Here is a 22,062-nt window from a genome sequence, read left to right as displayed (position 1 = left end):
TTGTAACCGGTTACACATTGACCGGGGCGGATGGAAAGGGCAGCGTTGCCACTCCGCGAATCCATGAGGCTGGGGGACATGGAAGGTCGATTGAAGATATCTCGTCGTGCGGCGCTGATCGGGGGCGGCGCGGTCGCCGCCTGGCTGGTCAGTCCGGTTCGCGCTCTTGCCGAAATCGCCGCCAAGGCGCCGGTCCCGCCGATGGTCGATGCGTTGATCTCGCGCATGACGCTGGAAGAAAAAGCGGGGCAGCTCAGCCTGATGGCTTCGGCCTGGGGCGGTACCAAGGCGGCCTCGCTCAACCCCGCCGGCGCCGGGGCCAATTTCGACCAGCAGGTAGCGGAAGCGCGGCAAGGTCGCCTGACCGGCGTCTTCAACGGCAACGGCGCGGTCATGTCGCGCATCATGCAGGAAGCGGCAGTGCGCGAATCGCGCATGCGCATTCCGCTGATCTTCGCGGCCGACATTATCCACGGCCACCGCACCATCTTTCCGGTGCCGCTGGCCGAAGTCGCCAGCTTCGAACCGGATCTGGCGCGGCGCACTGCCGAAGCCGCGGCGTTCGAAGCGGCCGGCGCGGGCATCGACTGGAATTTCGCGCCGATGGTCGACGTCGCCCGCGACCAGCGCTGGGGCCGCGGCGTCGAAGGCGGCGGCGAAGACGTGTTGCTGGGCAATTTGTTCGCTGCCGCGCGGGTCCACGGTTTCCAGGGCACCAGCCTGAAATCCGACCGGCACATGCTCGCCTGCGTCAAACATTTCGCCGCTTATGGCGCGGCGGAAGCCGGCCTCGACTACAATACGGTCGACATTTCCGAACGCACGCTGCGCGAAGTGTATCTGCCACCGTACCGCACGGCGATCGACGCCGGCGCGCTGTCGGTAATGGCCTCGTTCAACGAGATTTCCGGAATCCCCGCGACGGCCAATCGCTGGCTGATGCAGGACGTGTTGCGCGGCGAATGGGGGTTCGAAGGTTTCGTGGTGTCGGACTATACCGGCGACGAGGAAATGATCGAACACGGCTTTGCCAAGGACAAGCGGGACGCGGCGCGCCTAGCTTTCCTTGCCGGCGTCGACATGAGCATGCAGAGCGGGCTCTATCGCGACTTCCTGCCCGGGCTGGTCCGCGACGGCGCGGTGCCAGTGGCGCGGCTCGATGAATCGGTGCGCCGCGTGCTCACGCTGAAATCGATGCTCGGCCTGTTCGACAATCCGTTCGGCCGGATCGATCCCAAGCGAGAAATGGCGCGCTCGATGCTGCCAGCGACCCGCGCCCTCGCGCGCGAAGCGGGGCGCAAGTCGATCGTCCTGTTGAAGAACGACGGCGACCTGCTGCCGTTGCCGCGGTCGGGCAAGACCATTGCCGTCATCGGTCCGTTCGCAAGCGGCCAGCACGACCTTATTGGGCCGTGGTGCGTCTATGGCGACGATGAAAAGGCGGTCGACTTGCTGACTGGCATGAAGGCCGCGGTCGCCAATCCGGCGTCGGTCATTGCCGCGGAAGGTTCGGGCGTCGAAAAGCCGCTCGACGGCGGCATCGCCGCCGCGCTTGACGTCGCCCGACGCGCGGACATCGTCGTGCTCGCCATCGGCGAAGCGCAGAACATGTCTGGCGAAGCGCAGTCGCGGACCGACATTGTCGTCCCGGCGCCGCAACAGGAACTGGCCGAAGCCATCGCCAAGCTCGGCAAGCCGACCGTCGTCGTGCTCAAGAACGGCCGCGCGCTGGCGCTCAGCGGGGCGGTGCGCGATGCTCCGGCCATCCTCGTCACCTGGTTCCTCGGCACCGAAACCGGCACTGCCATCGCCGACATCCTGTTCGGCGTCGAAAGCCCGTCGGGGCGGCTGCCGATCAGCTTCCCGCAGGAAAGCGGCCAGCAGCCTTATTATTACGCGCACAAGCGCACCGGCCGGCCCAATCGCAAGCCCGAGCCGGACGAGTATAAGGCGCATTTCCGCGGCATTCTTAATGAGGCGCTATACCCGTTCGGCCATGGCCTGACCTACGGCCGGATCGGCTATTCGGATTTCCGCCTTAGCGCCCCGTCGGTGCCGATGGGCGGGACCGTCAAGGTCGCGGCGCGGATCAGCAATACCGGCCGACGCGCGGCGCAGGAGGTCGTGCAGCTTTACGTCCACGACCGTACCGCAAGCGTCACCCGCCCGGTCCGCGAACTGAAGGCCTATCGCAAGATTACGCTTGCCCCGGGCCAGTCGGAGGTGGTCGAATTCACCATCAACAGCCGCGACCTGTCGTTCATCGGGCCGGAGGACAAGCCGATGGTCGAACCCGGCCTGTTCGACGTGTTCATCGCGCCGTCCGCCGAAAGCCCGGGCGTCAGCGGGCAGTTCGAACTGACCGCCTAGATCGGCGCAATCTCCCGCATCGCCTGCTCGTCGTCCGGATTGGCGGCGGTGCGTCGGCCGATCGGGCAGAATAGCATCGCGACATAAGACACAGCCAGAAACGCGAGCGGCACCAGCGCGGCGGTCAGCCGCATGCCGTGCAGCGTTTCCGCACTCTGCTGGACGTTCGGCACATAGCCCGCCGACGCGAAGCCGTAGCCGAGGATGGCGGTGGCGATGCCGATCGCGATCCGTTGCAGCAGCGCGGCGACACCGAACACCGCGCCCTCGACGTGCACGCCGGTGGTGCGCTCGCCATATTCGATGGTGTTGGGCAGCAGGCTCCAGAACACGAAGTTGAGGCCGACGATGACGACCTGCATCCCGACCAGGAATGTCTGCATGCCAATTGGCGTGCGCAGCTCGACCGCGGCGAAGAAGGTCAGTCCGGCCATGCCGAAGCCTGTCGCCACCAGCCACAGCCGGCGCAGCCCGATGCGCCGTCCGATCAGCATCCATAACGGAATGGCGATGCCGCTGACAATTCCCATCGCCGCGAGCGCGAGCTGGCCGGCGGCGGGATCGTTGAGCAGATATTTGAAATAATAGAGCACCGATTTGCCGAGCACGGTGACGGCAACGATCATCGCCATCGTCGCGATGTTGAGGGCGACGAAAGCGCGGTTGCGGGCCAGTGCGGTCAATGTCGTTCCCCAGCCCTGACCGGGCGGCGGCGGGCGGACGGCATCGCGATAGGCAAGGCCGACGACGATCAGGATGACGGCGCCTAGCGAGGCGAAAACGAGCGCAGCACCGAAAAACGCGCGCGCCCCGCTCGACCCGGTGATCGCGGCGCCGAGCTGGACGGTCGCGAGCGCGACGACGACCGCTGCAGCGGTACCGAACATCATCCGGGCGCCGGCGACGAACGACCGGTCGTGCGGGTGCGCGCTGATCCGCGCCGACATCGCCAGATAGGGCACGTTCAACCCGGCATAAGCGGTGCGGAACAGGATGTGCGCGCCAAGCACGAGCGCAACGCCCCACAAGCCGATGGTGGGCGGCGGAAAGTAAGTGAGGATGAAGCACAGGCCGATGGGAATTGCACCGACCGCGATCAGCCGGCCGAAATTGATGCGGTCGGCACGGCGGTCGATGATCATCCCAGCGAGGAAGTTGGCGATCCCGTCCCACACCGATGCGATCAGGTAGATGGTCGCGGCGACGTGGATCGGAAGGCCGATGGCGTCGGTGTAATAATATAGCAGGAAGAGCATCACGCTCTGCCAGTAAAGATTGAAGGCGAAGTCCCCGAACGCGAACAGGAGGAGTTGCGGGCGGCCTGGACGAGCCGGCGCGGCAGAAGCGGGGGGCTGCATCTGACCGGGATAAAGCGTCGGGGGCAGCCTTGCCTAGGCGGTCTTTCGCGGAATCGGATTTCTCCTTCGCGGCACCGAATTGACTCTCGCTGTAACCGCTTTCACGCTGGCAAGAATGATTGTCCAGATCGGGCTTGCGGAGGTGAAAATGAAAGCAATGGCGGCACTGCTTACGGTCGTCGCGACGTCCGGCCTGTCGGGGCCGGCAATGGCCGCACAGGATCCCGCGCCAGGCGACGCCCCATTGCTGGCGCAGGCGACGCAACCGGGCGCCGTGTTGGCTAGCGCCGCATCGCCCGATGGCCGGACGGTACTTCAGATCACCACCGACAATGACGGCCACATGCTTTACGCGGTCAAGCGCGCGGGCAAAGCAGTGGTTGAGCCCTCGCGACTGGGTTTCAATCTGACCGACCAATATGCCTTGTATCGCAAGATGCGGTTTGAAGGCGCCGAGACGAAGAGCGCCGACAGCCGCTGGGAACAACCGTGGGGCGAGCGCCGGTTCGTCACCGACCGGCACAATGAATTGCTGGTCCGATTTCGCCGCGACGAGCCCGGCCAGCGCCGCATCGCGGTGCGCTTCCGGTTGTTCGATGACGGGGTCGGCTTCCGTTACGAATTTCCCGACCAGGCCAGCCTGAAAACGGTCAATATCGCCGACGAATTGACGGAGTTCGTGCTGCCGCCCGAAGGCAATGCCTGGTGGATCCCGGGCGGGGAGTGGAACCGCTACGAGCAGCTTTACCAGAAGACGCCGATTGCCGCGGTGCCCACGGTGCATACGCCAGTGACGATGCAACTGGCCGGCGGTCCCTATGTGTCGATCCACGAAGCCGCGCTGGTCGATTATTCAGGCTATTGGCTGAAAGGGTATGGCGGCGGGCGGTTCCGCACCACGCTGGCGCCGTCGAGCGAAGGGCCGCGGGTGACGCGGACCGCGCCGTTCAACACGCCGTGGCGGACGATCCGCATTGCGGACACGCTGCCGCAGCTGGTCGAAAGCGACCTCGAACTCAATCTCAACGAGCCGAACAAGTTGGGCGATGTGAGCTGGTTCAAGCCGGCCAAATATGTCGGCATCTGGTGGGGCATGATTTCCGGCAAATGGTCGTGGGCCGAAGGGCCGACCCACGGCGCGACGACGGCGCGGACCCGGGATTACATCGACTTCGCCGCGCGCCACGGCTTTCGCGGCGTCCTGGTCGAAGGCTGGAACAAGGGCTGGAACGGCGACTGGTTCGGCACCGGGGAGGAGTTCAGCTTTACCGAGGCCGTGCCCGATTTCGACCTGCGCGGGCTGGCGGCCTATGCCAAGTCCAAGGGCGTGCACCTGATCGGCCACCACGAAACGGGTGGCAACATTGCGGTCTACGAACGCCAGCTGGACGCCGCTTTCGCGCAGAATGCGGCGCTTGGCATCGACGTGACCAAGACCGGATATGTTGCCGACCTCGGCGGGATCATCGCGCCGGGCGACCGGCCAGGTGAGGTCCGGATGGAATATCATGACGGCCAGCGGCAGGTGCGCCATCATCTCGACGTCGTGAAGACCGCCGCCAAGTATAAGGTCGCGGTCAATCCGCACGAACCGGTCAAGGACACGGGCCTGCGCCGCACCTATCCCAATTGGGTGGCGCGCGAAGGTGCGCGCGGCATGGAATATAATAGCTGGGAGCCGTTCGGGAATCCGCCCAACCACGAGGCCAACCTCGTCTACACGCGCATGTTGTCAGGACCGATGGATTTCACCCCGGGCGTGCTCAGCCTGGTCGGCAGCAACGGCAATCCGCTTGCCTCGACGCTGGCCAAGCAGCTGGGCCTCTACGTCACCATCTATTCGCCGATTCAGATGGCTGCCGACTTCATCGAGAACTTGGAGGCTCATCCGCGCGAACTGGAATTCATCTCCAAGGTCCCGGCCGACTGGAGCGAGAGTCACCTGATTGCCGGCGCGATCGGCGAATATGCTATGTTCGCGCGCAAGGACCGCAACAGCCAGGATTGGTACGCCGGCGGCGTCAACGACGCGACCGCGCGCACGCTGAACCTGGATTTCGGCTTCCTCGATCCCGGCAAGACCTATTGCGCCACGATCTACAAGGACGCGCCCGATTCCACTTATCTTACCGAAGCCCGGCACAAGATTGCCTACGACAGCCGGACCGTGCGGAAGGGGGATCGGCTGGACCTGTTCCTGGCTTCGGGCGGCGGGGCAGCGATGCGGCTGGCGCCCGGCAAGGGCTGCTGACCCGGCCATCGCCGCACGCGGGGGCGTCTAAAGGAGATATTGCATTCGGATCGGGACGTGGTCGGATCCCGGACCGATATGAACGACAACAGCCTTGAACCGCGGCGGGCCGAAGCGAAGCTTGGGATTGCGCGAAAAGCCGAAGCCTTCGCGCGGTATGGCGACCATCGTGTCGAGCTTGCGATTGCCGTTTTCGTCATGGAACACGGATACCGCATAGTCACCGGGCGGGACCTTCGCGAACACCGCGGTCGGGGCGGTCGCCGGCACGGTTTGGCTCAAGGCGGCGGGGTCGCTACTGCATTTGGGAAAGTGCGACGGTTCGCGAGTCATGCATACACGGACCCAACCCTTGGTGTTGCGGAGGCCCGCAAGCTCGATGGTCGCCGTCGCAGGCGCAGATTGGACAGTCGCGGCCTGCGCCGCGGCAAGAAGGAAGATCGCAAGCATTTGAAGCGGTTGTATCATTGGTGGCCCGGCGCCATGCAAATGAAAAAGCAAAACGGGTGAGCCGGCTGCTGATTGCCGGCGGCGGCCTGGCGGGTTGCCTGTGCGCGCTGGCGCTTGCCCGGCGCCGTCCCGACGTGCCGTTCCTGCTGGTGGAGGAAGCGGACCAGTTCGGCGGCAACCACACCTGGTCGCGCTTCGACACGGACGTCCCGGCCGACCTCGCCTGGGTGGGGGAGGGCATCGCCACCCGCCGCTGGCCCGACCACGACATTGCGTTCCCGCGCCGCCGCCGGACCATCCCGATCGGCTACAACAGCATCCGCTCGGCCGACCTCGACGCCGCGGTCCGTGCCACGTTGCGGCCCGACCAGTATCGGCTGAACAGCCGGATCGAGAAGCTGTCGGACGCCGGGCTGACGGTCGACGGCAAATTCATCGCGGGCACCGGCGTGATCGACGCCCGGGGCCCGGTGCCGACCCCGGGGCTGCAGCTCGGCTGGCAGAAATTCGTCGGGCGCTTCGTCCGCTTCGAGAAGCCGCACGGGATCGAGCGGCCGGTGATCATGGACGCGACGGTCGGGCAGCATGACGGCTACCGCTTCGTCTACACGCTGCCGATGAGCCCGACCGAGCTGCTGGTCGAGGACACCTATTACTCCGCCGACATGGCGCTTGACCCCGATACGCTGCGCGCGCGCATCGATGCCGAGGTCTCGGGTTATGGAATCCCTGCGACCGTGATCGAGGAGGAGCAGGGCATTTTGCCGATCGTCATGGGCGGGTCGCTCTACAGCCTGTGGCATGGGTCGCCGGTCGCGTTGCTTGGGCTGCGCGGCGGCTTTTTTCACCCGACGACCAGCTATTCCTCGCCCGACGCCATTGCCAACGCCGCATTGCTGGCCGAACAGCAGGACTTCAGCAGCGCGGCCCTGCGCCGTGTTTTTCATGCCCGCGCCCGCGACCTGTGGAACGAGCGCGGTTTTTTCCGGTTGCTCAATCGCATGTTGTTCAAGGCGGCCGCCCCTGGCCAATCCTATCGCGTTCTCGAACATTTCTACCGGCTTCCGCCGGCGGTGATCGGCCGCTTTTACGCCGCCCAGCTGACCGCGCTGGACAAGGTTCGCATCCTGTCGGGCAAGCCGCCTGTCCCCGTCGGCCGGGCGGTGCGCGCGCTTGCGGGTGCAGTGCGATGACCCGCCGCGCCGCAATCGTCGGCTCGGGCTTCGGGGGCTTGGCGCTCGCCATCCGGCTGCAGTCCGCGGGCATCGACACGACCGTCATCGAGGCGCGGGACAAGCCCGGTGGCCGGGCCTATTATTGGGACAAGGGCGGACACATCTTCGACGCCGGTCCGACCGTAATCACCGATCCGGATTGCCTGAAGGAATTGTGGGCGCTGTCGGGCGCCGACATGGCACGCGACGTCGAACTGGTGCCGGTGTCGCCATTCTATCGCCTGTCCTGGCCAGACGGCACGACCTTCGATTACGTCAACGACGACGACCAGCTGACGGCGCAGATCGCAGCGCTCGAGCCGGCTGATGTCGAGGGATACCGCAAGTTCCTGCGCTACTCCGAAGGCGTGTTCGTCGAAGGCTATGAGAAGCTCGGCGCGGTCCCGTTCCTCGACTTCACCTCGATGATCCGAGCCGCGCCCGCGCTCGCCCGATACCAGGCGTGGCGGTCGGTCTATTCGATGGTGTCGAGCTTCATCCGCAACGAGAAATTGCGCGAGGCCTTTTCCTTTCACAGCCTGCTGGTCGGCGGCAACCCCATGACCACCAGCGCGATCTATGCGTTGATCCACAAGCTGGAACGCGACGGCGGCGTATGGTTCGCCAAGGGCGGCACCAACCGTCTCATCGCCGGGATGGTCCAGCACTTCGAACGGCTTGGCGGGACCGTGCGGCTGGGCGATCCGGTCAGCGATATCGCCACCAGCGGGGACCGCGTCACTGCAGTCCGTACGGCCAGCGGGTGGAGCGAGACGTTCGATGCGGTGGCGTCCAACGCCGACATCGTGCGCACCTACGACATGCTGGGCGCGCCGCGCGGCAAGACCAAGGCCAGGTCGTTGCGCCGCAAGCGCTTCTCCCCCTCGCTCTTCGTGCTGCACTTCTCGGCCGAGGGCGAATGGCCGGACGTGCCGCATCACAATATCGTCTTCGGCTCCGAATATGCCGGGCTGCTGAAGCAGATTTACGGCGGCAAGACGCTGCCGCAGGACCCGTCCATCTACCTTCATCACCCGACCGTCACCGATCCCTCGATGGCGCCGCCGGGGCGATCGACGTTCTACGCGCTGGCGCCGGTTCCGCACCTTGGCCACGCGCCGATCGACTGGGCGGTCGAAGGGCCGTGCTATTCGCGGCACCTGCTCGAGATTCTGGAGCGGCGGGTGCTGCCGGGGCTCAGCGGCAAGCTCGGCGAAGTATTCCACTTCGGCCCCGCCGATTTCGAAAGCGAGTTGAATTCCCACCTCGGGTCGGCCTTCAGCCTTGAGCCTGTGTTGACCCAGAGCGCCTATTTCCGGGTCCACAATCGCGACGATAAGATCGCCAACCTTTATTTTACCGGCGCGGGCACGCACCCGGGGGCAGGCATCCCCGGCGTCGTCGGTAGCGCCAAGGCCACGGCCGGCCTGATGATCGCCGACCTCAAGCTGTGAGCCGCGACGCGATCGTCGCCGCGGCGCAGGAGTCCATCCAGCGGGGATCGAAGTCCTTTCGCGCCGCCAGCCGCCTGTTCGATCCCGTCACGCGCGAACGGGCGTGGCTGCTCTACGCCTGGTGCCGCCATTGCGACGACGTTGCCGATGGGCAGGTATCGGGCTTCGGCATCGGCCAGCATGCACCAGGCAATGTCGCCGGCCTGCGTGAACAGACCGAACGCGCCGTCGCGGGGCTACCGGTAGAAGGCACGGCGTTCGAAGGGCTGAAGCTGCTCCTCAGCGAGTGCCCGATCCCATCGCGGTTCCTCGACGATCATTTGCAGGGGTTCGAACTCGACGCTGCCGGCTGGCAGCCCGACAGCGAGGCCGACCTCATCACTTATTGCTACCATGTCGCCGGCGCGGTCGGATGTATGATGGCGGTGCTGATGGGCGTCGATCCCGACGACCAGCCGACCCTGCGCTCGGCGGCCGACCTTGGCATCGCTTTCCAATTGTCGAACATTGCCCGCGACGTTCGCGAGGATTGGGCGGCCGGCCGCTGCTACCTGCCGCGCCAATGGCTGGAGCAGGCGGGCGTAACCCAAGAGAGCCTGTTCGATCCGGATAATGTCACGGCGCTGACCGCTTTCGTCGGGCGGCTGGTCGACGAGGTCGAGCGGCGCGAAGAGCGCGCCCGGGCCGGCGTTGCGCGGCTGCCCTTCCGGTCGCGGCTGGCCGTGCTCGCGGCGCTGCGAATTTATGGCGCGATCGGGCGGCGGGTCAGGGCGCTGGGCGCCTCGGCATGGGACCAGCGGGTCACGGTCGGCAAGGGCCGAAAGTTGGCGTTCGTCGTCCCTAGCGTGGCCGAAGCGCTCGTCCGGCGCTGAAGTCGCCGAGTCCGCGGTCGGTCCCGCACAGCCGGTCCCAGAAGCGGAAATACAGCCCGAAGTTGCACAGGTACTTTTCGTGATGCTTCTGGTGATGACTGGCGGTGATCAGCCAATCACCTGCGCGGCCGTTGACCAGCCAGCGCGGAAAAATCTCCCAGCCCATGTGATTGGTCACGCCCATGACCGTCATGATCGTCAGCACCGCGAACAGCGCGCCGACGTGGATCGGGATCAGCAGGACGAGTGCGGGAACGAGGATCGCGCCGGTGATCGATTCCCAGGGATGGAAACTCATCGCCGCCCAAGCGGTCGGATTGCGGCTGGCGTGATGGACGGCGTGCATTCGCTTGAACACCGTCGGGCGGTGCATCCAGCGGTGCGTCCAATAGAACCAGCTGTCATGCAGGAAGAGGTAGACGAGCACCGACAGCGGCAACCACCACAATGGATAATCGGCGACGTCGGTGTAGACGCGCGTCCAGCCATGTTCCTGCCAGCCCCAGGCCAGCAGCCCGGCAGGCGCGGCGTAAATGAACGCGCTGGCCAGCGACCACAGGATTTCGCGGCGGATCTGCGCTTCGCGACCGGTGTGCGCGCCGGGCAGGCGGCGGGTGGTGAGGCCGGCGAAAAGACCGCTGACGATCAGATAGCGGACGGCGACGATGAGGGTCATCGCCCCGATCGCGATCGCGATCTGGACCACCACCGGTCCTAGCCCCGCGGCGCGCGGATGGTTGCCGCCGCGCTATCCTGCAGTTCCGCCTTCAACGCCTCGGCAGGCGGGGCGTAAAGGAATCCGAAGCTGACCGAGCCATGCTTGCTGGTAGTCACATGGTGCAGCCGGTGCGCCTGAACGATGCGCTTCATATAGGTCGAACGAGGGACGTAGCGGTGACCGATGCGGCGATGGACGATGACGTCGTGAAAGCCGAAGTAGATGGCTCCATAGGCCGCGATCCCGGCGCCGACCCAGGTCGCCCAATCACCCCAGCCAGCCTGCACACCGCCGTAGAGGAGGACGATCGACGGGACGGCGAAGATCAGCGCGTACAGATCGTTGAGTTCGAACCAGCCGTGGCGCTCGCGATGATGGCTCTCGTGAAGGAACCAGCCTAAGCCGTGCATCACCCACCGGTGGGCAACATAGGCCACGCCCTCCATCGCTAACACCGTGGCGATAAACAATAATATGCCGGAAGCTGTATGCACGGGGGCCACTTACACCCTCTGACGGGTCGCCGACTAGTGGGGTTTGCGACGCGCCCCGGTGGCGAAGGCTAGGGTCGGCGCGTGACCAGTACCGCATAAGGGGGCAGCGAGCTGCGATTCGCGCCGCCAAGGGCAAGGATGACGCTGCCAGCCTCGCCCGCGTCAATGGACCGGGTGCCGCCGCCGAGGTTGAACCGGCAGGTGATGGTCTCGCCATCGCCCGCCCGCTCAAGGGTCAGCAGGTCGCCATCGGCAGTGCAGCGTTCCAGCGTTCCGGAGCGCAACGCCGGATGGTTCTGGCGAAGCATGAGAAGGCGGCGGGTGAGATTCATCAGAGATTGCGGATCGCGCTCCTGGGCGTCCTGCGCCAAGGCGGCATGGCCGGGACCCAGCGGAAGCCACGGTTCGGCGCGACTGAAACCGGCGTTCTGCGCGCTTTCCGACCACGGGAACGGCGTCCGTGCACCGTCGCGCGACAGGGTTAGCGGCCAGTTGCGGACCGCTTCGGGATCCCTGATCTTGTCGAACGGTATGTCGACCTGATCGAGCCCGAGCTCCTCCCCCTGGTAGATGATGATCGAGCCGCGCAGGCAGGCAAGCAGCGCCATCTTCATCGCCAGGAAAGCGCTTGCGTCCCCGTCACCCTGCCAGCGCGACACGGCGCGCGAGGAGTCGTGGTTTTCGAAGGCAAAACACGGCCAGCCCGAATCCAGGCTGTCGGGCCATGCCGATTGGGTTTGGCAGACCAGCTTCGCGTCCAGCCGATCGGCGTAGAGGAAGTCGAAGCTGTAGGCGCTGTCGAGCCGGCCGTCGCCCCGAGTGTAGTCCAGCATCTCCTGAAGCGCACGGTCGCCACCCACCTCGGCCAGCAGGAAGCGGTCGGGATAGTGGTTGGCCAGCGCCTTCACCCGTTCCAGGAACTTCGGGATGTCCGGGTGCGACTGGTTGTAAAGATGCTGCTGGAAATCGAACGGCCGGCCGCCCTTGTGGCCTGAAGCCGCGGGCGGGTTATCGTGCAGCTGCGGGTCGTGCATGGCGAAGTTGACCGCGTCGATGCGAAAGCCGTCGACCCCCCGGTCCAGCCAGAATTGGGCGACACCCAGGATCGCGTCCTGAACCGCCGGATTGTGCAGGTTCAGATCCGGCTGCTCGGGCAGGAAATTGTGCAGATAATATTGGCTGCGGCGCGAATCCCATTCCCATGCCGGACCGCCGAAAACCGATTGCCAGTTATTGGGCGGCGATCCGTCCGGCTTGGGGTCATGCCAAACGTACCAGTCGGCCCGCGGATTATCGCGCGACGACCGGCTTTCCGCGAACCAGGCGTGCTGGTCCGAGCTGTGGGAATAGACCTGGTCGATGATGACCCGCAGCCCGAGTTCGTGCGCGCGCTTCAGCAGGGCGTCGAAATCGGCCAGCGTCCCGAACACCGGGTCGACATCGCAAAAGTCGGCCACGTCATATCCGAAATCGCGCATCGGCGAGGTGAAGAATGGCGACAGCCAGATCGCATCGACACCAAGGCTCGCGACGTAATCGAGGCGGCCGGTGATCCCGCGCAGATCGCCGATGCCATCGCCGTCGCTGTCGGCAAAGCTGCGCGGATAGATCTGGTAGATGGCCGCGCCGCGCCACCATTCCTTGCCGCGCTCGGCAACGGGTGTTTCCCGGATGGCTTCCTCAGCGTGCATCGCACACCGCATAGCTCAGGGCGGGCAGGCTGATCGCGACGGAGCCCGGAGCGACGGGCTTCGCCGGGCACGGGCCGGCCAGCGCCGTGAAGCGGGTCGATCCGACATCTACGCGGACGTTCTGCGCAATCGGTTGCGCCGACGTGTTGTACAGCAACAGCGTCTCGCGCCCGGTCGACGGGTCGAACCGCGACATGGCGAACAGCCCAGGCTTGTCGGACGCAAAGCGGAGCCGTTGCTCTCCCCGGGTCAGTGCCGGGTGACTGGTGCGAATGCGTGCCAGGGTGGCAATCTTGCGATAGATCGGGTGGCCGGTGTCGAAATTCGCCGCCGCGGTGGTCGCCCGTGTGCCGATCAAGCTGTCCTCATTGTAGGTGGCGGTGCGGCTAGCGAACATGTCCTGGCGCGCATCCTGATCGCCGCCCTTGCCGGCGAAGCCCTGTTCGTCGCCCGAATAGATGGTCGGCACGCCGCGCAGCGTCAGCAGCATCGCATGGCCCAGGATCGTCCGCTTGAGCACTTCGTCATCACCTGCCTGCGGCTTCGCCTTGCGGACGAACATGCCAAAGCGGCCGGCGTCGTGATTGCCGAGAAAGGTCGGCAAGCGGCGGGCGGTGGCGACGCCGCCGGCGTAAATCGGGTCGGCGCGGAACAGCTTGGCCAACTGGTCGGTGCCGATATCGCCGGCGACGGTGTCGATCACTGCTCGGCCGAAGGCGAAATCGAGTACGGTGGGAAGCCGGTCGACGATCGTGTTCACGGCCAGGTGCGCCGGATCCATTTCCGAGGTCGCGACCTCGCCGAAAATATGGAAATTGGGAATGCCGCGCGCCCGGGCACGCTCCATCATCGCGGGCACGAACTTTTGCCAGAATTCCGGATTGACGTGCTGCGCGGTGTCGATGCGAAATCCGTCGACGCCGTAATCGTCGATCCACTTGCCGTAGATGTCGATCATGCCCTGGACCACGCGCGGATGTTCGGTGAACAGATCGTCGAGGCCGACGAAGTCGCCCATCTGGCTCGACTCTCCGCGAAAGGTCGTATCGCCGCGATTGTGATAGTAGGCCGGGTCGTTGAGCCAGGACGGGACCTTGACCGTCTTTTCCGAGTCCGGGATGCGGATGGTGTAGGCGTAATCGGGATCGGTCAGCCGTGAGAAGTTGGCTGCGGTCTCCTCTCGCTCACCGGAGAATCCGGAGTTGATCGCGGGGCCGGTCGCGCCACCGCGCCGCTGGTACGGATAATCGGCGATGCTGCGGTACGGACACTCGCCCTTGCCGGCGCACTCCGCGAACTGGATGACGTCGGCAGTGTGGTTGGCGATAATATCCATGTAGACCTTCATCCCGCGCGCGTGGGCGGCGTCGACGAAGGCCTTGAAATCGGCTTTGGTCCCAAGGTGCGGATCGACCTGGGTGAAGTCGGTGATCCAATAGCCGTGATAGCCGGCGCTTTCCTGGCCCGATGGGCCCTGGACCGGCTTGTTCTTGAACACTGGGCTAAGCCACACGGCGGTCGCGCCGAGGCCCTGTATATAGTCCAGCCGGCGCGTCAGTCCATTGAGATCGCCGCCGTGGAAGAAGCCCTTGTGCGCCGGATCGAAGCCGGTGGCGAGGCGGTCGCCGGCGATGCCCCCACGGTCATTGGACGTGTCGCCGTTCTCGAACCGGTCGGGCAGGAGGAAATAGATCACCTCATCCTCCGGCAGCCGGGCGCGATAGTCGGCAGGCGGCGCAGCCGCGGCCGCGGCCAGGGCAAGCGAAAGCGCGGTCAGCATCAGGCGGTTTCCTCCTCACGCCGCATCGGCGCGAATTTCTGCACGTAAGCCCGGTGGTCGGGGATCCGCGATGCATCCTGCACGTAGGCTTGCTCGGTCAGGTCGAGGAAACGGCGCAGTTCTGACTCGGGAAGCTCGTCGGCGATCGGGTGGTAGCGTTCGGGAACCACCCCCTGGCCGATCAGCACCTGCACCCAGCCGCGCTGGTCGAACAGCTCGTCATTGCCGGGAAAGATTGCCGCGTCCGACCGGAACAGCTCGATCCGGTGCGCCAGGCTGTCGGGGATCGGCATCGTGCGCAGACCGTCCCAGAACGGCTCGCCGGTGCGCCCGTTGGCATGGTAATGGAGGATGATGAAGTCGCGCACCGCTTCCATCTCGCGGGCGGTGCGGGCGTTGTAATCGTCGCGCGCGCCGGCATGGATCGGCCAGCGCGGTACCAGTTCCAGCAGCCGATTGATCGCCGTCTGGATCAGATGGATGCTGGTCGATTCCAGCGGTTCGATAAATCCCGCCGACAGCCCGATCGCGACCACGTTGCGAACCCAGGCGCGCGCGCGCCGACCGGTGGTGAAGCGCAGCGTTCGCGGATCGGCCAGCGGCCGGCCGTCGAGGTTGGCAACAAGCCGGTCGGCCGCCCGCTGATCGTCGAGAAAAGCCGAACTGTAGACGATGCCGTTGCCGGTGCGGTGCTGCAGCGGGATGCGCCATTGCCATCCGGCCGGGTGGGCCATCGCCCGCGTGTAAGGCGTCAGGGGATCGGTGCTCTCGCTCGGCACGGCGCAGGCGCGGTCGCACGGCAGCCAGCGGGTCCAGTCCTCGAATCCGGCTTCTAGTTCCTGTTCGATGAGCAGGCCGCGAAAGCCCGAGCAGTCGATGAACAGGTGCCCGCCGACCTGCGTGCCGTCGGCCAGGGTCAGGGCGGCGATGTCACCGTTCGACGGGTCGCGGGAAACCGCGACGATCTTGCCTTCGACCCGGGTGACGCCGTGGCGTTCGGCGAAGCCGCGAAGGAACCGGGCGTAAAGGCCGGCATCGAAGTGGAAGGCATAGGGTATGGGCGGCAACGGGTTGCCCGGTTCGCGCTCGACATGGGCGAACCGGTTACCGGCCAGCACGATGGTGTTGAGAATGTAATGGCCAAGCGGCTTGGCAACGCCGAGATTGCGGCCGCGCAGCCAGAACTGGTGGAAGGGCAGCAGGCCAATCCCCCGCCCGACCTGGCCGAAGGCATGGACGTAGGCATCGTCCGGCGCCCCCCAGCCTTCGAAGGCGATGCCGAGTTTGTATGTGGCACCGGTCGCGGCGACGAATTCCGCCTCGTCGATACCCAGCGCGTCGTTGAAAATCTTGATGTGCGGGATGGTTGCTTCGCCCACCCCGACGGTGCCGATATCGTCGGATTCGACGAGCGTGATCGACGCCTGCTTGCCGAGGAAGCGGCCGAGCGCGGCGGCCGTCATCCAGCCGGCGGTGCCGCCGCCGACGATGGTTATGGTGATCGGCGCCTGTGGTTCCATTGTCCCGATCTTCACACTGGCCATGGGGGCAGCGTGCCGGCAAGCCGGCGGCGGATCATTACCGCCGGCTTGCGCGGTTCAGTTCAGCCGCGTTCCGGGGCCGGCGCTGGCGGCGGCGGCGGTGGCGGCGGAGCGGGACAGACCTCGGTCGCGAGGATGACGGTGCCATCCGTGCAGGTCTGCGTGGCCGGCGCGGGCGGCGGCGGCGGCGGCGGCAACACCACCGGTAGCGCCGGCTCGGGAGCACCGAACTTGTACGACGCGCCAAGCAGGAAGCGGCGGCCGTAGGTCTGGTAGTCGATGACGTGCAACGTGTCGTTCTCGCCGTATGTCTTGAACGGCTCGTTGGTCAGGTTCTGCCCCTGGAGGTAGAGCGACAGGCCGGCAAGGCTGCTGCCAGGCTGGAAGTCGTAACCGATCTGCCCGTCGACCACCGTTTCCGGAGCGGCCTGGCGGCGCGCGCGATTGGCGCCGAAGCCCGACACTTCACCGATGAACTTCGACCGGTGACGAACGCTGCCGCGAATGTTGAAGCCGGCCCGTTCGTAATAAGCGGTGCCGTTGGCCACCCACTTGGAATAGCCCGGAAGCGCGCTCGCCTCCTCGTTCGGCGACGGCTTGATCTTCGACTTGGTGTAGCTGACGCCGCCCGTCACGCCGAAACCGGTCAGCGCAGGGGTGAAGGTATCCAGCGGCAGCGTGCCGGCCAGTTCGACGCCGTACAGCTTGCCGCCCTTGCCATTGACCGGGATGTTGAGCACCGCGATCGGGAAGACCGTGAAGCCCGGATCGACGGGGGCCAGGACCAGCTCCTCGATCGGGATTTCGGTATCCTGGTTATAGATGTAGCTCTTCAGGTCCTTGTGGAAGAACTGCGCGGCCAGATAGCCCTTCACGCCGAAATACTTTTCAATCGTGAAGTCGATCGCATTGGCGCGCCACGGACGCAGCTCGGGATTGCCCGAAGCGCCCTGGCCGCCCGTCACATATGCGATCCCCGTGCCGTCGGGCTGGACGATGTAATTGTAACCGTAATTGAGCGTCGCCTTCATGTCGTCGAGACGCGGGCGGATGATCTCGCGCGCCGCGGCGAAGCGGAAGACGAAGTCCGACGCCGTGCGCAGCGACAGGTTCAGGCTGGGCAGAACGTCGACATAGGATGCGTCGATGTCGTTGACGGTAGCGCCGATGTTGGGCGAGCCGTTGGGATTGGTGCCCAGATACAGTGCGCTCGCGCCGACCGACCGCTGTTCGGTGAAGATCGCCTGCACGCCGATGTTGCCGGTCAACAGGCTGGTGCCCAGTTCGGTCTTGATGTTCGCCTGGACGTAAGGGGTCAGCAGGCGCTCGGTGACGTTATAGGCTTTGACGACGACATCGCCGTACGGGTTCGGCACCAGATTGTAGATGCCGTCGTTGATCATCGCCAACGGATCGTAGGCGACGACCGGCCCGAGGCCGAGGAAGTCGAGGTTAGCGGTGCCTTCGCGATATTGTTCGGGCACCGGGATGCTGGTCAGGCCGTCCGTGTTGGCGGCCAGGCCGATGAAATATTCCTCCGGCGTCAGGTTCTTCTTGCGGTGCGTGAAGTTGATGCCCGCCTGGACGGTGTCGAGGAAGGTGCCGAATACGTCCTTGGTGACGTCGCCGCGCAACTGCCACAACCGGTCGTTGATGTGGCGGTCGTTATAATAGCCGTCCTGGCCGCCGACGACCGCCGTTCCGTCCGGCGCGATCTGTGTCCCGCCCCAGCCCTGCGGAGAGGTGAGAAGGATGGTGTTGAAGTCGCCGTAGTCGAGCGTCGGAGTCAGCACCGTTCCGTCCGGGCCGCTGACGAATGTCAGCGTGTCGGTCGCGCCAAGGCCGCCGCGACCGGTGCCCGAATAGGTTTCGACCGTCAGCTCGTTGCGCTTGGTCCGCGAATAGCTGACGTCGCCGGACAGGTGCCAGCCATTGTCGGTGTTGTAGGTGTTGTTCCAGCCGAACGAATAGAGCTTGGCGCGACGCTGGAAGACGTCGTTGCGGACCACGCCCTTGACGTTGGTGTAGGTGCCGTTGGTGACGAGACCGTCCGTGACGGTGTAGCCCGGTTGAAGCTGGGCCGCGGACCAGAATAGCGGCAGTTCGACACCGCGCTTGATGCTGTCGTCCTTGAAGTTCGAATAGAAGGCATCGAGCGTCGAGGTGAAGTTCGGGATCGGCCGGAATTCCAGCGTGCCAAGCAGGCCAAGGCGCTTGAGGTTGGTCGAGGTGGCGTAGGATTTCTCGCCGCCGATGACCGATGCGCCCGGCGCCGCTTCGGGATAGCCCCAAGAATTGAATTCCTGAGTCTGGTACGGTTCGTCGAGATAGCTCGCAGCCAGCGCGACGCCGATGGTGTCGCCGGCGAACTTGTCGACGAACACGCCGTTGACGCGATAGCCGTAGCGATCGACGTCCGGGTTCAGCCGGTCGAGGTCGTTGAACGACCCGCGCGCGCCGACCGAAATGACGCGGCTGCTCGCTTCCAGCGGGCGAATGGTGCGCAGGTCCACCGTGCCCGACAGGCCCTGGCCGATAAGGCTCGCCATCGGCGTCTTGTAGACGTTGACCTGGTTGATCACTTCCGACGGATACTGGTCATATTCGACGGCGCGGTTGTCGCCGGTCGACGTCTGTTCGCGACCGTTCAGCAGGGTGGTCGAAAAGTCGGGCGCAAAACCGCGGATGGAGATGACGTTGGAGCGGCCGGACAGGCGCTGCGACGTCAGGCCTGGAAGGCGCGAAATCGATTCGGCGATCGACGCATCGGGCAGCTTGCCAATGTCTTCGGCCGACACCGATTCGACGATGGTGTTGGACGATTTCTTCTTGTTGACCGCATTTTCGAGCGAGCGGCGATAACCGGTAACGACGATCGAAGCGGTGTCGTCGGACTGCGGCTGGGCCGTGGCGTCGGTATTCTCTTCTTCGCCCTGGTTCGGCACCGGATCGGGCGCCGGAAGCGTGCCGTCGGTTGCGACGGGGGCATCCTGCGCAAATGCCGGCGCGGCGGGAACCATGAGGGCGAAAGGACTTGCGGCCACGAGAAGCCAAGATGCGCTGCGAATTTTCATAAAACGTCCCCTTGTGCCGCCGGCGCATGCCAGGTCGACAGTTCAAGCAATCCGATTGTGGGGCGTGCCCCTCTCCCAGCCTGCAAAATACATGAGCTTTTGCGCAGGGGAACCGGGTGCGCGGCTATACATACGTATTCAGCGCGCTAGAACTTCGCCATTACATGCGCAGACCGACGTCGTTCGACATCGCGGCACTTGCCGGCGTCTCCCAACCGACCGTTTCGCGCGCCCTCAACAATAATCCGTCGGTCAGCGAATCGACCCGCGCACGCGTTCTCGCCGCGGCCGAGCAGCTCAATTACAAGGTCGACAAGAACGCGTCCGCGCTGCGCCGCCAGCAGTCGCAAACGCTGGCCTTGCTGTTCTTCGAGGAAGAGGGGACAGCGACCGGCGCGCATATCAACCCCTTCTATCTGTCGATGGTCGGTCCGATGGTGCGCCGTTGCGCCGATCGCGGGTATGATTTGCTGATTTCCTTCCAGCAATTGTCGAGCGACTGGCACGTCGATTTCGAAGACAGCCGCAAGGCCGACGGGATCGTCCTGCTCGGTTACGGCGACTATCTGAAATACCGTCCGCGGCTGGAAGAACTGGTCGAACGCAACACGCATTTCGTGCGCTGGGGATCGGTCGAAAGCCAGCTCGGCACGACCGTGTCGTCGAACAACGAACAGGGCGGGTTCGAAGCGGTTTCGCACCTGCTGGAAGAAGGCAATCGCAACATCGCCTTCGTCGGCACGGTGTCGCCGGCCTATCCCGAATTCCTCGATCGCTGGCGCGGCTATTGCCGGGCGCTGTGGACCGCGGGCCTGGTGCCGGACAAGCAGATGCAGGTCGAAGCCGCGCCGACCGAAGAGGACGGCCGCAAGGCGGTCGAGGAGCTGACCCGGCGCGGGTGCACATTCGACGCAATTTTCGCGACCAGCGACCTGGCTGCGATCGGCGCAATGCACGCGCTGCAGATCGCCGGCCGGGCGATCCCGGACGATGTCGCGGTGGTCGGGTTTGACGACATCGACTCGGCCCAACTGACCAGCCCGCCGCTGACCAGCATTCGCCAGAACGCGCGCGTTGCCGGCGAAGCGCTGATCGAGACTCTGCTGGAGGCGGTCGAGCATGGGTCGGCCGAGGACCGCCTCCTTCCCGTCCAGCTGATCGTCCGCCAGTCGAGCGTTCGCCGCCGCTGATCGCGGCTTTCAAGTATTCGTATGCACGCCCCGCCGGCGATTGTCGGCGGCGCGGCCATCTGCCAGCTTCCGGGGTGGGGAGAGACTATGGCAAGCCTTGCAGAAAAGCCGCGGCAATCGATCGCCGGACTATGGAATATTTCGTTCGGCTTCTTCGGAATCCAGATCGGTTTCGCGCTGCAGAACGGCAATATGAGCCGGATCTTCCAGACGCTTGGCGCAAGCGTCGACGATCTGCCCTGGCTGTGGACCGCAGCGCCGCTCACCGGACTTCTGGTCCAGCCGATCATCGGCCATTTGAGCGACCGCACGTGGAATCGGCTGGGTCGCCGCCGGCCCTACTTCCTGACCGGCGCGATCCTGTCCGCGCTGGCGCTGATCCTGATGCCGCTCGCTCCGGCAGTGGGCGCGCCGCTGTTGTTCGCGGCGTTGATGCTGTGGCTGCTCGACGCCAGCCTCAATATCTCGATGGAGCCATTCCGCGCCTACGTCGGCGACATGCTGCGGTCCGACCAGCATGCCGCGGGCTATGCGGTGCAAACCGCTTTCATCGGCGCCGGTGCCGTTGTCGGGTCGATCTTTCCCTATCTGCTCGACGCGTTCGGCGTGTCGAACAGCGCGCCTGACGGCACCCTTCCGGACACGGTTCGACTGAGCTTCTGGTGCGGCGGCGCGGCGTTGCTCGCCGCCGTGCTGTGGACGGTCATCTCAACGCGCGAATACAGCCCCGAGGAAATGGCCGCCTTTGCCGGGCCGGGCGACGAGGGCGAACAGCCGGTGCGCGCGCTGGCCGCCAAGACCTTTGCGTCCAGCATCGCGTGGCTCGTCGCCGGCATCGTCGTCATCGCCGCGGTCGCCCAGTTCGGGCTGGAGAAGGAAGTCTATCTCCTCGGCGGCCTCCTCGCCGCTTACGGCCTGTTAAGCGCTGCGGCGATCGCGCTTGCTCGGCAGGGACGGACGAGCGGCATGCTGACTCAGATCGTGGGCGATTTTTCCGGCATGCCGACGATCATGAAGCGGCTGGCCGTGGTCCAGTTCTTCAGCTGGTCAGCGCTGTTCATCATGTGGATCAACACCACGCCCGTGGTGGCGCAATATCATTTCGACAGTCCCGACCCGGCCAGCGCGGGCTTCCAGGAAGCCGGCAATTGGGTCGGTGTCCTGTTCGCGACCTACAATGGCGTCGCCGCTGTCGCTGCCCTGGCGCTCCTCCCGCTGCTGGCGCGGCGGATCGGCAAGGCGCGCACGCACATGGTCGGGCTGGCGGCCGGTGCCGTCGGCTTTGCCAGCTTCCTGCTGATTACCGATCCCAACTGGCTGCTGCTGTCCGAAATCGGCATTGGCATCGCCTGGGCATCCATCCTGGCCATGCCTTACGCCATCCTCGCCAGCGCGCTGCCGCAACGGAAGCTGGGCGTCTACATGGGGCTGTTCAACGTCTTCATCGTCATTCCGCAATTGCTGGTAGCGACGGTGATGGGGTCGATCATGAAGGCCTTTTTCCCCGGTGAGCCGATCTGGACGATCCTCGCCGCCGCGCTCGTCATGGCGGCCGCTTCGCTGGCCATGCTAGCGGTCAGGGACGCGCCGCAAGCCGGACGGTAA

The 22,062-nt window shown here is 65.2% G+C and carries 15 protein-coding genes; 7 read left to right on the top strand and 8 right to left on the bottom strand.

The features are described 5' to 3' along the window. Window positions 1-63 precede the first annotated feature (63 nt). Complete coding sequence (locus H8M03_RS07470; protein ID WP_246448796.1) at window positions 64-2,370, top strand: glycoside hydrolase family 3 N-terminal domain-containing protein; 2,307 nt, start codon at window positions 64-66, stop codon at window positions 2,368-2,370. Here the strand turns inward: H8M03_RS07470 and H8M03_RS07465 are convergent. Next, entirely contained in the window at window positions 2,367-3,728 is a 1,362-nt protein-coding gene (locus tag H8M03_RS07465; protein WP_187478842.1) for an MFS transporter, read from the bottom strand. The two genes, H8M03_RS07470 and H8M03_RS07465, sit on opposite strands and share 4 nt — an antisense overlap. Window positions 3,729-3,936: 208 nt before the next feature. On the opposite strand from H8M03_RS07465, the gene H8M03_RS07460 reads away from it, so the two are divergent. Then, a complete protein-coding gene (locus H8M03_RS07460; RefSeq protein WP_425506869.1) occupies window positions 3,937-5,979 on the top strand; it encodes a glycoside hydrolase family 97 protein in 2,043 nt (680 codons plus the stop codon). Between the two features lie 27 nt (window positions 5,980-6,006). On the opposite strand, the gene H8M03_RS07455 is transcribed toward H8M03_RS07460, so the two are convergent. Beyond that, window positions 6,007-6,312, bottom strand: coding sequence for a DUF2141 domain-containing protein (locus H8M03_RS07455; RefSeq protein ID WP_246449214.1), 306 nt, complete (start codon window positions 6,310-6,312; stop codon window positions 6,007-6,009). Window positions 6,313-6,485: 173 nt separating this feature from the next. Between H8M03_RS07455 and crtY the strand changes: the two genes are divergently transcribed. The 3 genes from crtY to H8M03_RS07440 are packed head-to-tail and all read left to right on the top strand — an operon-like array spanning window position 6,486 to window position 9,969. Beyond that, a complete protein-coding gene (gene crtY, locus H8M03_RS07450) occupies window positions 6,486-7,622 on the top strand; it encodes a lycopene beta-cyclase CrtY (RefSeq protein WP_187478840.1) in 1,137 nt (378 codons plus the stop codon). Then, complete coding sequence (locus tag H8M03_RS07445) at window positions 7,619-9,097, top strand: phytoene desaturase (RefSeq protein WP_187478839.1); 1,479 nt, start codon at window positions 7,619-7,621, stop codon at window positions 9,095-9,097. Before crtY ends, H8M03_RS07445 begins: the two co-directional genes overlap by 4 nt. Further along, a complete protein-coding gene (locus H8M03_RS07440) occupies window positions 9,094-9,969 on the top strand; it encodes a phytoene/squalene synthase family protein (RefSeq protein ID WP_187478838.1) in 876 nt (291 codons plus the stop codon). The genes H8M03_RS07445 and H8M03_RS07440 overlap by 4 nt, the downstream gene beginning before the upstream one ends. Here the strand turns inward: H8M03_RS07440 and H8M03_RS07435 are convergent. The 6 genes from H8M03_RS07435 to H8M03_RS07410 all read right to left on the bottom strand — a co-directional run bounded on the left by H8M03_RS07435 (window position 9,938) and on the right by H8M03_RS07410 (window position 19,213). After that, window positions 9,938-10,645: a sterol desaturase family protein gene (locus H8M03_RS07435; protein ID WP_425506868.1), complete on the bottom strand. Its 708-nt coding sequence runs from the start codon at window positions 10,643-10,645 to the stop codon at window positions 9,938-9,940. The two genes, H8M03_RS07440 and H8M03_RS07435, sit on opposite strands and share 32 nt — an antisense overlap. A gap of 38 nt (window positions 10,646-10,683) precedes the next feature. Further along, window positions 10,684-11,133: a sterol desaturase family protein gene (locus H8M03_RS07430; protein WP_187478836.1), complete on the bottom strand. Its 450-nt coding sequence runs from the start codon at window positions 11,131-11,133 to the stop codon at window positions 10,684-10,686. A 116-nt stretch (window positions 11,134-11,249) separates the two neighbouring features. Next, window positions 11,250-12,872 carry an alpha-amylase family glycosyl hydrolase gene (locus H8M03_RS07425; RefSeq protein WP_187478835.1) on the bottom strand — a complete coding sequence of 541 codons (1,623 nt, stop codon included), beginning with the start codon at window positions 12,870-12,872 and terminating at the stop codon, window positions 11,250-11,252. Next, window positions 12,862-14,652: an alpha-amylase family glycosyl hydrolase gene (locus H8M03_RS07420; protein ID WP_187478834.1), complete on the bottom strand. Its 1,791-nt coding sequence runs from the start codon at window positions 14,650-14,652 to the stop codon at window positions 12,862-12,864. Before H8M03_RS07420 ends, H8M03_RS07425 begins: the two co-directional genes overlap by 11 nt. After that, window positions 14,652-16,196 carry a tryptophan halogenase family protein gene (locus H8M03_RS07415; RefSeq protein WP_246448793.1) on the bottom strand — a complete coding sequence of 515 codons (1,545 nt, stop codon included), beginning with the start codon at window positions 16,194-16,196 and terminating at the stop codon, window positions 14,652-14,654. The genes H8M03_RS07420 and H8M03_RS07415 overlap by 1 nt, the downstream gene beginning before the upstream one ends. A 59-nt stretch (window positions 16,197-16,255) precedes the next feature. Further along, complete coding sequence (locus H8M03_RS07410) at window positions 16,256-19,213, bottom strand: TonB-dependent receptor (RefSeq protein ID WP_246448792.1); 2,958 nt, start codon at window positions 19,211-19,213, stop codon at window positions 16,256-16,258. A 218-nt stretch (window positions 19,214-19,431) separates the two neighbouring features. On the opposite strand from H8M03_RS07410, the gene H8M03_RS07405 reads away from it, so the two are divergent. Further along, window positions 19,432-20,457 carry a LacI family DNA-binding transcriptional regulator gene (locus H8M03_RS07405; RefSeq protein WP_187478833.1) on the top strand — a complete coding sequence of 342 codons (1,026 nt, stop codon included), beginning with the start codon at window positions 19,432-19,434 and terminating at the stop codon, window positions 20,455-20,457. An 87-nt stretch (window positions 20,458-20,544) separates the two neighbouring features. Further along, window positions 20,545-22,062: an MFS transporter gene (locus H8M03_RS07400; RefSeq protein WP_187478832.1), complete on the top strand. Its 1,518-nt coding sequence runs from the start codon at window positions 20,545-20,547 to the stop codon at window positions 22,060-22,062.

The organism is Sphingomonas sabuli (assembly GCF_014352855.1).
In the GTDB taxonomy this organism is placed as follows: Bacteria; Pseudomonadota; Alphaproteobacteria; order Sphingomonadales; family Sphingomonadaceae; genus Sphingomicrobium; species Sphingomicrobium sabuli.
This window is presented reverse-complemented; position numbering and strand designations above follow the sequence as displayed.

Coding starts and splice junctions, on each gene's coding strand:
- H8M03_RS07410 (WP_246448792.1), bottom strand. CDS start 19,213: ATGGTTCCCGCCGCGCCGGCATTTGCGCAGGATGCCCCCGTCGCAACC.
- H8M03_RS07400 (WP_187478832.1), top strand. CDS start 20,545: ATGGCAAGCCTTGCAGAAAAGCCGCGGCAATCGATCGCCGGACTATGG.
- H8M03_RS07470 (WP_246448796.1), top strand. CDS start 64: ATGAGGCTGGGGGACATGGAAGGTCGATTGAAGATATCTCGTCGTGCG.
- H8M03_RS07455 (WP_246449214.1), bottom strand. CDS start 6,312: ATGACTCGCGAACCGTCGCACTTTCCCAAATGCAGTAGCGACCCCGCC.
- H8M03_RS07425 (WP_187478835.1), bottom strand. CDS start 12,872: ATGCACGCTGAGGAAGCCATCCGGGAAACACCCGTTGCCGAGCGCGGC.
- H8M03_RS07420 (WP_187478834.1), bottom strand. CDS start 14,652: ATGCTGACCGCGCTTTCGCTTGCCCTGGCCGCGGCCGCGGCTGCGCCG.
- H8M03_RS07465 (WP_187478842.1), bottom strand. CDS start 3,728: ATGCAGCCCCCCGCTTCTGCCGCGCCGGCTCGTCCAGGCCGCCCGCAA.
- H8M03_RS07460 (WP_425506869.1), top strand. CDS start 3,937: ATGGCCGCACAGGATCCCGCGCCAGGCGACGCCCCATTGCTGGCGCAG.
- H8M03_RS07435 (WP_425506868.1), bottom strand. CDS start 10,645: ATGACCCTCATCGTCGCCGTCCGCTATCTGATCGTCAGCGGTCTTTTC.
- H8M03_RS07430 (WP_187478836.1), bottom strand. CDS start 11,133: ATGGAGGGCGTGGCCTATGTTGCCCACCGGTGGGTGATGCACGGCTTA.
- H8M03_RS07445 (WP_187478839.1), top strand. CDS start 7,619: ATGACCCGCCGCGCCGCAATCGTCGGCTCGGGCTTCGGGGGCTTGGCG.
- H8M03_RS07415 (WP_246448793.1), bottom strand. CDS start 16,196: ATGGCCAGTGTGAAGATCGGGACAATGGAACCACAGGCGCCGATCACC.
- H8M03_RS07405 (WP_187478833.1), top strand. CDS start 19,432: ATGCGCAGACCGACGTCGTTCGACATCGCGGCACTTGCCGGCGTCTCC.